Origin of the sequence: Dokdonella sp. (assembly GCF_019634845.1) — a bacterium.
Lineage (GTDB): Bacteria > Pseudomonadota > Gammaproteobacteria > Xanthomonadales > Rhodanobacteraceae > Dokdonella_A.
In genome coordinates, this window is sequence record NZ_JAHCAQ010000002.1 from 1 (window position 1) to 13,634 (window position 13,634).

Annotated in this window: 9 protein-coding genes; 6 read left to right on the forward strand and 3 right to left on the reverse strand. The window is 67.3% G+C overall.

The annotated features are described in order from the left end of the window. Positions 1 to 159: 159 nt before the first annotated feature. Entirely contained in the window at positions 160 to 1,200 is a 1,041-nt protein-coding gene (locus tag KF903_RS01465) for an integron integrase (RefSeq protein WP_291210057.1), read from the forward strand. A 435-nt stretch (positions 1,201 to 1,635) separates the two neighbouring features. On the opposite strand, the gene KF903_RS01470 is transcribed toward KF903_RS01465, so the two are convergent. From KF903_RS01470 to KF903_RS01480, 3 genes are all read right to left on the reverse strand, one after another. Further along, positions 1,636 to 1,926 carry a HigA family addiction module antitoxin gene (locus KF903_RS01470; protein WP_291210059.1) on the reverse strand — a complete coding sequence of 97 codons (291 nt, stop codon included), beginning with the start codon at positions 1,924 to 1,926 and terminating at the stop codon, positions 1,636 to 1,638. 16 nt (positions 1,927 to 1,942) lie between these two features. Further along, complete coding sequence (locus KF903_RS01475) at positions 1,943 to 2,224, reverse strand: type II toxin-antitoxin system RelE/ParE family toxin (protein ID WP_291210062.1); 282 nt, start codon at positions 2,222 to 2,224, stop codon at positions 1,943 to 1,945. A gap of 95 nt (positions 2,225 to 2,319) precedes the next feature. Further along, positions 2,320 to 5,877, reverse strand: a complete 3,558-nt coding sequence (locus KF903_RS01480; RefSeq protein ID WP_291210064.1) for a methylmalonyl-CoA mutase family protein — start codon at positions 5,875 to 5,877, stop codon at positions 2,320 to 2,322. A 268-nt stretch (positions 5,878 to 6,145) separates the two neighbouring features. Here KF903_RS01480 and KF903_RS01485 point away from each other — a divergent pair, with 268 nt between their 5' ends. The 5 genes from KF903_RS01485 to KF903_RS01505 all read left to right on the forward strand — a co-directional run bounded on the left by KF903_RS01485 (position 6,146) and on the right by KF903_RS01505 (position 13,587). Continuing rightward, positions 6,146 to 7,249 (forward strand): Glu/Leu/Phe/Val dehydrogenase dimerization domain-containing protein, encoded by a 1,104-nt coding sequence (locus tag KF903_RS01485; RefSeq protein WP_291210067.1) that lies wholly within the window; start codon positions 6,146 to 6,148, stop codon positions 7,247 to 7,249. Positions 7,250 to 7,286: 37 nt separating this feature from the next. After that, the gene (locus tag KF903_RS01490) at positions 7,287 to 9,062 is read left to right on the forward strand and encodes a diguanylate cyclase (protein WP_291210070.1); all 1,776 of its coding nucleotides are present in this window, start codon (positions 7,287 to 7,289) and stop codon (positions 9,060 to 9,062) included. 86 nt (positions 9,063 to 9,148) lie between these two features. Beyond that, the gene (locus tag KF903_RS01495; protein ID WP_291210073.1) at positions 9,149 to 10,465 is read left to right on the forward strand and encodes a M20/M25/M40 family metallo-hydrolase; all 1,317 of its coding nucleotides are present in this window, start codon (positions 9,149 to 9,151) and stop codon (positions 10,463 to 10,465) included. 104 nt (positions 10,466 to 10,569) lie between these two features. Further along, a complete protein-coding gene (locus KF903_RS01500; RefSeq protein WP_291210075.1) occupies positions 10,570 to 11,727 on the forward strand; it encodes an isovaleryl-CoA dehydrogenase in 1,158 nt (385 codons plus the stop codon). Between the two features lie 384 nt (positions 11,728 to 12,111). After that, a complete protein-coding gene (locus KF903_RS01505; protein ID WP_291210078.1) occupies positions 12,112 to 13,587 on the forward strand; it encodes a DUF3369 domain-containing protein in 1,476 nt (491 codons plus the stop codon). Positions 13,588 to 13,634 lie beyond the last annotated feature (47 nt).

Sequence of the window (13,634 nt, forward strand, 5' to 3'; positions counted from 1 at the left end):
GCCAAGTAGACCCCGTAAGCGGGGCGTAGCACTGGATAGTCGGCCAGGGCCACCTCGTGGTCAAGCCGCTTTCCTACACGAACTCAGGAAGTTGCCGATTCCTTTCGCTCGCCGCGTTGCCTGAATATGGCTGCGTTATCCGGCATGGATGAGGGCGTAATGAGTTACAGGCTTGGAAACGAAGGCGTATCCGGCGAACCGTCGAGGCGGCAGGTTCCGCGCCTGATGGACGAAGTTCGGCGCAGGATCCGGTTGAAGCACTACAGCTTGCGCACCGAGCAGGCGTACACGGGGTGGATACGGCGGTTCATCCTGGCCAACGGCAGGCGCCACCCGCGCGAACTCGGCGCCACGGACGTGGAGCGGTTTCTGAGCGGCCTGGCCGTACAGGGCGGTGTTGCGGCCAGCACGCAGAACCAGGCGCTGTCGGCGTTGTTGTTCCTGTATCGCGAGGTGCTTCGGCTCGACTTGCCGTGGATGGAAGGGGTCGTGCGCGCGAAGCGGCCACGACGCCTGCCGATCGTGTTGTCACAGGACGAGGTGCGGCGATTGCTGGCGGCCATGGAGGGTCGGCCGTGGCTGATCGCCAGCCTACTGTACGGCACCGGCATGCGATTGATGGAATGCCTGCGGCTGCGTGTGAAGGACGTGGATTTCGCACGCAACGAGATTTGCATACGCGATGGCAAGGGAGGCAAGGATCGCCGGACGATGCTGCCGCGTTCCCTGCACGAGCCGTTGATGCGCGAGATCGAGCGCGCGCGCCTGCTGCACGCTCGCGACCTGGCGGAAGGATTCGGCGAAGCTCGGCTGCCGCATGCGCTGGCGCGGCAATATCCGCGCGCCGGGCGCGAATTCGGCTGGCAATTCGTGTTTCCTTCTGTGAATCGCTCGACCGACCCGCTGGACGGGCACGAACGCCGCCATCATTTCGACGATGCGATCCTGTCCCGTGCGCTGCGGCGCGCGCGCCTGACGGCAGGCATCGTCAAGCCGCTGCGCGCGCATGCGCTGCGCCACAGCTTCGCCACGCACCTGCTGGAAAGCGGCTACGACATCCGCACGATCCAGGAATTGCTCGGTCACAAGGACGTGGCAACGACGCAGATCTACACGCACGTGCTCAATCGCGGCGGGCGCGGCGTGCTGAGTCCGCTGGACTCGCCTGCCCCGCCTCGATCCGACGGAATGCGAGGTTGATGCGTTCGCCTTCCACGCGCAGCCTGCGCGGCAATGCGTGCTGGGGGAGCTGCGGTCGGAGTAGGCATTTCGTTGCGCTCCACGCCACATGCCTCTCCGGCCACACCGGGCACAACGGCTCAACCGCCTCCGTCAATTCCACCCAATCGGAAAGATCACGCTTCCCCGGCAGCGACGCCGACGCGATGCGGCTTCCGGCCAAGGGCTCGGCTACCGGGTCAGGGCGCTCGGTCGGCCAGTTGGGCAAGGCGCAAGGAGTTCATCGAGCCATTCCGTGCGGACGAACAAGGCGAAGTAGTCGCGTACATCGGCCATGTTGAGCTTTCCACGCCGTGTCCGCAGCAACTCCCGGATAGTGTCGCGATCGCGCGTGCGGGACGGGTTGTTGACGAAGTCCTGCAACCGGAAACCGTGCAGGTCTTCGGCACTGATCGCCTACGCGGCAAGTCGCTCGATTTTCCCTATCGCATTGCCCAGCGCACGATGCGCTTCTTCCAGATCGTAGTCAGCCTGCAGGCCGAGCCAGAACCGCTCGCTGGTACCCAAGGCGGCGGCCAGGCGCACGGCCGTGTCCGCCGTGATGCCACGCTTGCCGAGCACGATCTCGTTGATGCGACGCGGCGGCACACCGGCGGCACGGGCCAGCGCGTTCTGGCTGATGCCCATCGGAGTGAGGAACTCCTCCAGCAGCACTTCACCGGGATGGATGTTGGGCAGGGTACTCATGGTCGGCTCGTTTGCGTCAGTGGTAATCGACGATCTCCACGTCGTGGGCGTCTCCGTTGATCCAGCGAAAGCAGATCCGCCATTGATCGTTGATGCGGATGCCGTGCTCGCCCTTGCGACCGCCCTTGAGTGCTTCCAGACGGTTGGCCGGCGGGATGCGAAGATCGTCCAGCGAGGCGGCATTGTTGAGCATGCGCAGCTTGCGGCGGGTCACGGACTGGATATCGGCGGGCAACCGCCGGGAAGGCGTTCCGCCCCAGATCCTTTCCGCTTCCTTGCCGGCAAAGTTTCTGATCACGGGGAAACCATAACGGGCTCCGTCATATGACGCAAGTCGTCATGGCGAAAGCCCGCCAAACGGCGGGCCTTCGTTCGTTGCGTGATCCAAACGGCTTACATGTTGCGCCGGTACTCGCCGCCGACGTCGTAGAGCGCATGGCTGATCTGCCCGAGGCTGTGCGTCTTGACCGCCTCCATCAAGGTCGCGAACACGTTCTGGCGCGCCTGCGCCGTGTCCTGCAGGTAGCGCAGGCCGTGGCCGTCATGCGCATCGGTGTCGGCTTCGTCGACGTCGGTGCCGTGCTGGTGCGAGGTTTCACCGCTCGGCGCGAGGTGGTTGCGATTGAGCTGCCAGCCGCGCACGTTGTCGATCTGCTGCGCCTTTTCCTCCTCGGTCGAGCGGATCAGCTCGATCTGGGTGGCGATCTCGCCGCCGTGCTCCTTGGGCAGGAACATGTTGACGCCGACCAGCGGCAGGCTGCCGTCGTGCTTCTTGTGTTCGTAGTAGAGCGACTCTTCCTGGATCTTGCCGCGCTGGTACATGGTGTCCATCGCGCCAAGCACGCCGCCGCGTTCGCTGATCGCCTCGAACTCGCGGTACACGGCCTCTTCGACCAGGTCGGTGAGGTAATCGACCGCAAAGCTGCCCTGCCACGGATTTTCGCAGTAGTTCAGGCCCAGCTCCTTGTTGATGATCATCTGGATCGCCACCGCGCGACGCACGCTTTCCTCGGTCGGCGTGGTGATCGCCTCGTCGTAGGCATTGGTATGCAGGCTGTTGCAGTTGTCGAACAGCGCGTACAGCGCCTGCAGCGTGGTGCGGATGTCGTTGAACTGGATTTCCTGCGCGTGCAGCGAGCGACCCGAGGTCTGGATGTGGTACTTGAGCATCTGGCTGCGCTCGTTAGCGCCGTAGCGCTCGCGCATCGCGCGCGCCCAGATGCGCCGCGCGACGCGGCCGATCACGGTGTACTCCGGGTCCATGCCGTTGGAGAAGAAGAACGACAGGTTGGGCGCGAAGTCATCCACGTGCATGCCACGCGCGAGGTAGTACTCGACGATGGTGAGGCCGTTGGACAGCGTGAAGGCGAGCTGCGAGATCGGGTTGGCGCCAGCCTCGGCGATGTGATAGCCCGAGATCGACACCGAGTAGAAATTGCGCACCTTGTGGTCGACGAAGAACTGCTGGATGTCGCCCATCATGCGCAGCGCGAACTCGGTGGAGAAGATGCAGGTGTTCTGCGCCTGGTCCTCCTTGAGGATGTCGGCCTGCACGGTGCCGCGCACGGTCGACAGCGTGTGCGCCCTGATCCGCGCGTAGGTATCGGCATCGACGAGCTGGTCGCCGGTCACGCCGAGCAGGGCGAGCCCGAGGCCATCGTTGCCGGCCGGCAGTTCGCCGTGGTAGCGCGGCCGCTGACGCCCTTCGAACAGGCTCTCGATCTTCGCCTGCGCGGCGGCCCAGCGCGCGGAATCTTCCTTCAGATACTTCTCGATCTGCTGGTCGATCGCGGTGTTCATGAACATCGCGAGGATGATCGGCGCCGGGCCATTGATCGTCATCGACACCGAGGTGTTGGGCGCGCACAGGTCGAAGCCCGAGTAGAGCTTCTTCATGTCGTCGAGCGTGGGCACGTTGACGCCGGAGTTGCCGATCTTGCCGTAGATGTCGGGGCGCGATGCCGGGTCCTCGCCATACAGCGTCACGCTGTCGAACGCGGTCGACAGCCGCGCCGCCGGCAGACCCTGGCTGAGATAGTGGAAGCGGCGGTTGGTGCGCTCGGGCGTGCCCTCGCCCGCGAACATGCGAATCGGATCCTCGCCGGTGCGGCGGTACGGATACACGCCCGCCGTGTAGGGATACGCTCCGGGCAGGTTTTCCTTGAGCAGGAACACCAGCAGTTCGCCCCAGCCCCTGAAGCTGGGCGCGGCGATCTTCGGCACGCGCTGGTGGCTGAGCGATTCACGGTAGTTTTCCACGCGGATGGTCTTGCCGCGCACCTCGTACTCGTTGACGTCGGCGCTGATCGAGGCACGCCGTGCCGGCCACTCGCGCAACAGCTGCAGGGCGTCGGCGTCGAGCGCCTGCAGCGCCTCGTTGTAACGCCGGCGCAGCGTGCGCAGCGTCGCTTCGCCCTCACGCAGCGCCGCATCCGGGTACAGGTCGAGCGCGCTGGGCTGCTGCGCGTCGCCGAGCTCGTGCAATGCCTGCCAGCAGGCCTGCGCGCGATCGGCCAGCAGCGCCTGCGCCTGCACCCGCGCATTGAGCGCGCGGCCCTGCTCGGCGATCTCGGCCAGGTAGCGCACGCGGCTGCCGGGAATCAGCACCGTTGCGCGCGGCTCCTTGATCGCAGTGTCCAGTTGCGGGCGGAAATCGCAGTGCGCCGACAGGGCCACCTCGGCGCCGTCGGCACCGGCCGCCAGCTTGCCACGCAGCAGGCGGCACAGGTTGACGAACATCCAGCTCACGCCGGGATCGTTGAACTGGCTGGCGATGGTCGGATACACCGGCACCTGGTCGTCCGGGGTCTGGAACGCGACGCGATTGCGCTTCCATTGCTTGCGCACGTCACGCAGCGCATCCTCGGCGCCGCGCTTGTCGAACTTGTTGAGCACGATGAGCTCGGCAAAGTCGAGCATGTCGATCTTTTCGAGCTGGCTGGCCGCGCCGTAGTCGCTCGTCATCACGTACACGGGGAAATCGACCAGATCGACGATTTCGGAATCCGACTGGCCGATGCCCGCGGTTTCGACGATGACGAGGTCGTATGCCTGCGCCTTGAGGAACGCCACGCAGTCCTTGAGCATCGCGCTGGTCGCCGCGTGCTGGCGCCGGGTCGCCATCGAACGCATGAACACGCGATGGCTGCGCAGGCAGTTCATGCGGATGCGGTCACCCAGCAGCGCGCCACCCGAGCGGCGCCGCGTCGGATCGACCGCGAGCACCGCGATGCGCATCTGCGGAAATGCGTGCAGGAAGCGCAGCAGGAGTTCGTCGACCACGCTCGACTTGCCCGCGCCACCGGTGCCGGTGACGCCGAGCACGGGCGTGCGCCCGCCGGCGAGCTGCCACTGCTTGCGCAGATGTTCGAGCGTGTGGCCGTCATGGCGCCCTTCCTCGAGCGCGGTGAGCGCATGGCCGACCGCGATTTCGTCGTCGATCGCGACCTTGGCCGGCGGCGCCGCCAACTGCGCCTCGCGCCCGCGGCGCGCCTGCGCGGCCGCACGTGCGCGCGTGACGACGTCCTCGATCATCGGCACCAAGCCCATGTGCATGCCGTCGTTGGGGTGGTAGACGCGCTCGACGCCGTAAGCCTCGAGCTCACGGATCTCTTCGGGTGTGATGGTGCCGCCGCCGCCGCCGAACACGCGGATGTGTGCGGCGCCGCGCTCCTTGAGCATGTCCACCATGTAGCGGAAATACTCCATGTGGCCGCCCTGGTACGAACTCAGCGCGATCGCGTCGGCATCTTCCTGCAGCGCCGCGCGCACCACGTCCTCGACCGAACGGTTGTGGCCCAGGTGCACCACTTCGGCACCCTGCGCCTGGATCAACCGGCGCATGATGTTGATGGCGGCGTCATGACCGTCGAACAGGCTGCCGGCGGTGACGAAGCGCAGCGGCGCGGCGTCGGTGGCCGGTGCGGAAACGGAACTGGCAGGTAGGCTCATGATCGACCGCTCGTGGGCTGGATGCGCCGGAACGGCCGATTTTACTACGTTCCCGTGCAGCGGCCGCGCGGATGCCGGCGTGGCCCCATGACCGCCTTGTGCAGGCGCGTCAATGCTGCGGCGCAGACTGTCGCCGCGTGAGCCGGGCCACTACACTACGCGCCCTGCACGGCCGCACCGGCCGCCTTGTCGCTGCACCTTCCACCCACCCAACGCCCGCGCATGTGTCGCGCGACCGCACGCATCACGGGCCCGCGCAGGAGTCGCCATGCTTTTCGAAACGCTCGCCACCACCGGCCACGAACAGGTCGTGTTCTGCCACAGCAAGGACGCCGGCCTCAAGGCCATCATCGCGATCCACAACAGCGTGCTCGGGCCGGCGCTCGGCGGCCTGCGCATGTGGCCGTACAAGAGCGAACAGGAAGCGCTCAACGACGTGCTGCGCCTGTCGCGCGGCATGACCTACAAGAACGCGGTCGCCGGCCTCAACCTCGGCGGCGGCAAGGCGGTCATCATCGGCGATCCGTCCAAGGACAAGTCCGAGGCGCTGTTCCGCGCCTTTGGCCGTTTCGTCAACTCGCTCAACGGCCGCTACATCACCGCCGAGGACGTCGGCATCGACGTCAACGACATGGAATACGTGTTCCGCGAGACCGAATTCGTCACCGGCGTGCACCAGGTGCATGGCGGCTCGGGTGATCCTTCCCCGTTCACCGCGTTCGGCACGCTGCAGGGCCTGATGGCCGCGCTCAACCACAAGTACGGCAACGAGGACGTGGGCAAGCACAGCTTCGCGGTGCAGGGCCTGGGCCACGTCGGCATGGAATTCGTCAAGCTGCTGCGCGAGCAGGGTGCCAAGGTGTTCGTCACCGACATCCACAAGGAACGCGTGCAGTGCGCGGTCGACGAGCATGGCTGCACCGCGGTCGGCCTCGACGAGATCTATGACGTCGACGCCGACGTGTACAGCCCCTGCGCCCTCGGCGGCACGCTCAACGAGAAGACCATTGACCGCATCAAGGCCAAGATCATCTGCGGCGCGGCCAACAACCAGCTCGCCACCGACGAGATCGGCGACGAACTCGCGCGGCGCGGCGTGCTGTACGCACCCGATTACGCGGTCAATGCCGGCGGCGTGATGAACGTGTCACTGGAGATCGACGGTTACAACCGCGAGCGCGCGATGCGCATGATGCGCACGATCTACTACAACCTCTCGCGCATCTTCCAGATCGCCGATCGCGACCACATCCCGACCTACAAGGCGGCCGACCGCATGGCCGAAGAGCGCATCGCGACGATCGGCAGGATCAAGTTGCCGATGATGGGCAACAGCGGTCCGCGCTTCCTCGGCCGCATGCGCGGGCAGTAGCCCCATGCCGTCGGGCGCGCGGCAAGCGGCGCGCCGCATGCGCGCGTCGCCCGGCTCGCGATCGCGGCGGCCGACGCCGCCGCTGCGCTCGACCACGATCCTGCGCTGCGCGCGGCGTCGGCGCTGGTGGCGGTCGGCCGGCCCAGTGCTGGCCGGCCTGTTGCTGTGTGCCTTGCTGCTCGTGATTGCCCGGCCCGCGCTGGCGACCAGCAGCGCGCTGCAGGGCCAATGGCGCAGCGCCGACACGACCGAGCCGCCACCGCCACCGGCTGCCGACGCCGCCGGCTGGCAAACATTCGATCCGGCGGTGTTCACGCGCTTCGCCAACCCCGATGAGCAGGCCTGGCTCGTGCTGCGCCCCGCCGGCGGCAGCTGGCCGCAGCCACCGTGGGTACTGAGCGTGATCAACGTCGGCCTGCAGACGGTGATCCTGCATGCGCCCGACGGCGAGCCCGTCGCCAGCGCGCGACTGGGTTGGCGCGAAGGCTCGGCCTGGCCGGCGCATGGCCGCCTCGCGTTCGTGCTCACGAGCGCGCTGCCTGCGGACGCGCCGCTGCTCCTGCGCGTCGACAGTCGCGGCGCGATCGCTGCGCCGATGCGCTTCGCGGCGCAGCCGGCGGGCGATTTCGTGCACAGCGATGGCATCTGGCTGGCACTGGCCAGCGCCTGTCTCGCGATCATGCTGGCCATGGCCGTGGTCGCACTGCTGTTCGCGCTGCTCCTGCGCGACCCGACGTTCCTCTACTACGCGATCTTCATCACCGGCTACGCCTTCGTCCTCGCGCTGCAGAGCGGCTACGTGTATGCGCCATTGGGCTGGTCGGCGCTCGCGCAGGAACCGCGGTTGTGGGGGCGCTGCACGGTCGCGCTGAGCATTGTCGCGGCCGCGCTGTTCTTCATGCATTTCGTCGACCTGGAGCGCTATTCATTGCGCGCCCGGCGGTTGCTGCTCGGCTATGTCGCCATCGTCGGCGTGCTCGCGCTCGCCGGCTTCGTGCCGGGCGGCAGCGAACTCGGGCGGCTCCTCATCAATCCGCTGCTGATCCTCGGCGCCGTGTTGTTCCTCGGCGTCGCCGCGCTGGCGGCCTGGCGCGGGTCGTTCTACGCCCGACTGTTCATGCTCGGCTGGACGCCACTGCTGCTGGCCACCGTACTGGGCAGCGCACAGCTGTACGGGGTGACGCGCGGCTGGATCTGGTCTGACGAGGCGGCGTTCGTATGCGGTGCCGTCGAAGCGCTCGTGTTCTCGCTCGCCCTGGCCTATCGCACGCTGGGCCTGCGCCTGGCCTACGAGCAGGCGCGCCTGCAGGCCGACGTGGATCCGTTGACCGGCCTGTTCAACCGACGCGGCTGGAGCCTGCGCGCGGCGCACCTGGAGGCCGCGGCCCACGACGGAGCGCCGCTGTCGCTGCTGTTCATCGACATCGACCTGTTCAAGCAACTCAACGACCGCGTCGGCCATCATGCCGGCGACATCGTGCTGCGCAGGCTGGCCGACGCGATCCGTCATGAACTGCGCAGGGACGATGTCTGCGGTCGCTATGGCGGCGAGGAGTTCGTGGTCGCGCTGCCGGCCACCGCTGCCGCGCAGGCCGTGCAAATCGCCGAGCGCATCCGCAACACGCTGCTGACCCGCTACGAACCCGGCGAGGCGCGCGCCACGATCAGTGTCGGCGTGGCCGCACTGCTGCGCGATGAAACCATGCCGATGCTGCTGCGTCGCGCCGACCGGGCGATGTACGCCGCCAAGCGCAGCGGACGTGACCGCGTCGTGCTGGCCAGTGCCAACGAGGATGGCGCGGACGCGCCCTGAGCCCGCGACGCGCACCGCGGCCACCGTATACTCGCGCAGATGCCGGCTACGTCCGGCACGCCGCCCACCTGATCCGGGGACAGCCCATGAACCGCAGCCACCTCGCCGCCACCGCCACCCTGCTGCTTGCCGCGCCGCTCGCAGCGCTGGCCGCGCCTGACGTTCCGGCGGCGACGCGCGCCGCAGCGGCGCCGGTCCACGTGGTGACCGCGCGCGACACCTACCGGGCCGCACTGCCGGGTCGGCAGGCCCGCATCCTGCTCGACCACAACGGGCGTGCGCTGGCCGTGGCCGAGCTCGACCCGTCCGCGGTCATCACGCTGGCGCAGTACGTGCACGACGTCGAACATCGCTGTGGCGGCTTTTTCGCCTTCGCCAGCCGCGAACAGGCCGAGGCCTTCGTCGCGCGCGATCGGCTTATCGACGCCACTCGGGCGCCTGCCGCCGCGACCTACACGATCGACAATCCGGGCACCGTGACGCCATGGCTCGACGCGGTCGACGCAACCAACATTTACGGCACCATCGCCAGCCTGGCGGCGTTCCAGAACCGTTTTTACTCGACCCCCCATGGACATGATGCTGCGGTGTGGATCCGTGACACCTGGCAGGCGCTGGCGGCCGGCCGCAGCGATGTCACTGCCGAGCTGTTCACCGACTGCAGCAACTGTTCGACCCAGCCATCGGTGATCCTCACCGTGGCCGGCAACGAACTGGCCGACGAGGTGGTGGTGATCGGCGCGCACCTGGACTCGGTCAACTGGAACAACGCGTCCAACCCCAACCATCGCGCGCCCGGTGCCGACGATGATGCATCGGGCATCGCCACGGTGACCGAGATCATCCGCATCGCGCTCGCCGACGGCTGGCGGCCGCAGCGCACGGTCAAGTTCATGGGCTATGCGGCCGAGGAAGTGGGTCTGAACGGCTCCGAGGCGATCGCCAGCCGCTACGACAGCGACGGCATCGACGTGGTCGGCGTGCTGCAACTGGACATGACCAACTACAAGGCCGGCGCCGCCAACGACCTGCGCTTCATCACCGACAATTCCGATACGGCCCTGCTGGCCTACTTCGGCCAGCTGTTCGACACCTATCTGGCGCCGCGCGGACTCGTGCGCGGCGCGGTCGAATGTGGCTACGGCTGCTCGGACCATGCCTCGTGGAGCGAGCATGGCTTTGCCGCCGGAATGGCCTTCGAAGCCGGACGCCCGCCGTCGTATCCGGGCGACATGGCCGATTTCCCGTACATCCACACCATGAACGACACGCTCGCCAACATGAACGACACGGCCGCGCCGAGCGCGCCGTTCGCGCAGTTCGGCCTGGCCTTCCTCGGCGAACTGGCCAAGACCCACGCCCCGACCAACGACGTCATCTTCGTCGACGGCTTCGAGCAATGACCGGCTGCTGCCGGCCGGCAGCGACCGGCCGCCGCATGGCGCCGTGAACCGCCCCCCGCACGCTGCGCGAACACTTCCACCCCATCCAGCCACGAGCCCGATCCATGCGCCCATTTCCCCTCGGTGAAGAACTCGACCTGCTGCGCGAGACCGTGCGCGCGTTCGCGGACAAGGAGATTGCACCGCGCGCCGACCTGATCGACCGCGACAATGCCTTTCCATCCGACCTGTGGCGCAAGTTCGGCGAGCTCGGTCTGCTCGGCATCACGGTGTCGGCCGAGTACGGCGGCTCGGGCATGGGCTATCTCGCCCACCTCGTGGCGATGGAGGAAATTTCGCGCGCCTCGGGTTCGGTCGGGCTGTCCTACGGCGCCCATTCCAACCTGTGCATCAACAACATCTTCCACAACGCGAGCCCGGCGCAGAGGCAGAAATATCTGCCCAAGCTGTGCAGCGGCGAATTCGTCGGCGCGCTGGCGATGAGCGAGCCGGGGGCCGGCTCCGACGTGGTCGGCTCGATGACCTGCCGTGCCGAACGCAAGGGTGACCGCTGGATCGCCAACGGCAACAAGATGTGGATCACCAACGGTCCCGATGCCGACGTGCTGCTGGTCTACATGCGCACCGCGCATCGCCCGGCTGGCAGTCGCTGCATGACGGCCTTCCTCGTCGAGAAGGGCATGTCCGGCTTCTCCACCGCGCAGAAGCTCGACAAGCTCGGCATGCGCGGCAGCAACACCTGCGAACTCGTGTTCGCCGACTGCGAAATCCCCGACGAAAACCGCATCGGCGAGGTCAACGAGGGCGTGCGCGTCCTGATGAGCGGGCTCGATACCGAACGCCTCGTGCTCAGCGGCGGGCCGATCGGCCTCATGCAGGCCGCGCTCGACATCACCCTGCCCTACGTGCGCGAACGCAAGCAGTTCAATGCGCCGATCGGCACCTTCGAGATCATGCAGGCCAAGGTCGCCGACATGTACACCGCGCTGCAGTCCTCGCGCGCCTACGCCTATCTCGTCGCGCAGAACTACGATGCCGGCGCACGTTCACGCATCGACCCGGCCTCGTGCCTGCTGCACTGCTCGCAGAACGCGGTGCAGGTCGCGCTGGAGGCGATCCAGTCGCTCGGCGGCAACGGCTACATCAACGAGTTCCCGACCGGGCGCATCCTGCGCGATGCCAAGCTCTACGAGATCGGTGCCGGCACCAACGAGATCCGCCGCATGCTGATCGGGCGCGAACTGTTCCACGGCAAATCCTGATTCTCCAACCGGCGGCGACGTTGCGCCGCCGCGCGTTTTTGCACTTGTTGACGTTTGGCGGACTTGCCCGCGGCGGCGCCGCCGCGCCTGTCGGGTCGGCACCGTGCTGACCCGGCCGGGTCCAGGCGACAGCCGGCGGCAGCGCCCGAATGGCGCTGCCACGCGGCCCACCGCGCCGCGGCGGATTGCGCCGGCACCGCCGCTGCCGCGCCTGCGGTCGATGCGGCAAGCCCCGCGCTGCGCGCCGGCGGCGCCGCGCCATGCCAGCCACCGGACTTTCCCATCCGCAACGGCGGAGTACACTGGCGGCGTCCGCCAAATGGGGGGTTGGACGTGGGTAACGAGCCGCGCGAATCGCCTTTCCGACCAGCCGGGGTCCACCCCGTGCCAGGGCCGTGGAAGGTGTTGATCGCCGACGACGAGCCCGAGGTGCACGAAGTCACGCGCCTCGTGCTCGGCAACTTCCGCTTCGCCGAGCGCGGCCTGGAGTTCCTCAGCGCCTACAGCGCGGCCGAGGCGCGAAATCTGCTGCAACAGCATCCCGACGTCGCGGTATTGCTGCTCGACGTGGTGATGGAATCCGAACAGGCCGGGTTGGCACTGGTGCGCCATGTCCGCGAGCAGCTCGCCAATGCGTTCGTGCGCATCGTGCTGCGTACCGGCCAGGCGGGCCAGGCTCCCGAGCAGGAAGTCATCGCCACCTACGACATCAACGACTACAAGGAAAAGACCGAGCTCACCGCGCCGCGGCTGGCCACCACCATGTTCGCGGCGCTGCGCGCCTATCGCGACATGCGCGCGATCGAGGCCCATCGCATCGGGCTGGAAAACGTCATCCGCAGCTCGGCGCGCATCTTCGCCCAGCGCGACACGCGCGAGTTTGCCAACGCAGTGCTGGAACAGTTGACCGCACTGGTCGGGCTCGAGCGTGGCGCGCTGTACTGCATGGTCGACCGCAGCGCCACCGAGCAGGAGAAGTTTCGCATCGCGGCCACCAGCGGCGACTACCGCAGCCTGCAGGACGACGATGCGACCAGCGCACTGCCAGCACCGATCGTCGAGGCGATGCGCGGCGCTTACCGCAACAAGAGCCATCGTTTCGACCGCAACCACTACGTGCTGCATTTCACCGACAGCCACCAGACCGAAAGCCTCCTGTTCGTCGGCGAAGCGTGGAACCTGTCGCCGCTCGACTTCCAGTTGATCGAACTGTTCTGCACCAACGTCTCGATCGCGTTCGACAACCTGCATCTCAACGACGAGCTGCTGTCCTCGCAACTGGAAATGGTCTATCTGCTGGCCGGTGCGGCCGAAACGCGCTCGCAGGAAACCGCCCGCCATGTGCACCGCGTCGGCCGCCTGGCCGAGATGCTCGGTCGAGCGCTCGGGCTCCCTGACAAGACCTGCGCCGATCTGCGCTACGCCGCGCCACTGCACGACATCGGCAAGATCGGCATTCCCGACACGATCCTCAACAAGCGCGGCCCGCATACCGAGGACGAGGCGGCCACCATGCGCACCCACGCCGCGCTCGGCGCGCAGCTGCTGGGGCAGTCACGCCAGCCGATCCTGCAACTGGCCGCCGAGATCGCCGCCTCGCACCACGAGGACTGGGATGGTGGCGGCTACCCCAAGGGCCTGGCCGGCGAGGCCATTCCGATCAGCGGGCGCATCACGATGGTCGCCGACGTGTTCGACGCGCTGGGCAACAAGCGTTGCTACAAGGAACCGTGGCCGGCCGAGCGCATTCGCGCCTTCATGCTGGAGCAGCGTGGCCGCAAGTTTGCACCCGCGGTCGTCGACTGCCTGCTCGAACACTGGGACCAGGCGTTGGCGCTGCGACTCGAACTGCCCGACTGAAACACCTGGCCGCGTGCGCGCCGCGGGCCAGCACGATGGAGCGCATG

Coding starts and splice junctions, on each gene's coding strand:
- KF903_RS01465 (WP_291210057.1), top strand. CDS start 160: ATGAGTTACAGGCTTGGAAACGAAGGCGTATCCGGCGAACCGTCGAGG.
- KF903_RS01495 (WP_291210073.1), top strand. CDS start 9,149: ATGAACCGCAGCCACCTCGCCGCCACCGCCACCCTGCTGCTTGCCGCG.
- KF903_RS01480 (WP_291210064.1), bottom strand. CDS start 5,877: ATGAGCCTACCTGCCAGTTCCGTTTCCGCACCGGCCACCGACGCCGCG.
- KF903_RS01490 (WP_291210070.1), top strand. CDS start 7,287: ATGCGCGCGTCGCCCGGCTCGCGATCGCGGCGGCCGACGCCGCCGCTG.
- KF903_RS01500 (WP_291210075.1), top strand. CDS start 10,570: ATGCGCCCATTTCCCCTCGGTGAAGAACTCGACCTGCTGCGCGAGACC.
- KF903_RS01470 (WP_291210059.1), bottom strand. CDS start 1,926: ATGAGTACCCTGCCCAACATCCATCCCGGTGAAGTGCTGCTGGAGGAG.
- KF903_RS01485 (WP_291210067.1), top strand. CDS start 6,146: ATGCTTTTCGAAACGCTCGCCACCACCGGCCACGAACAGGTCGTGTTC.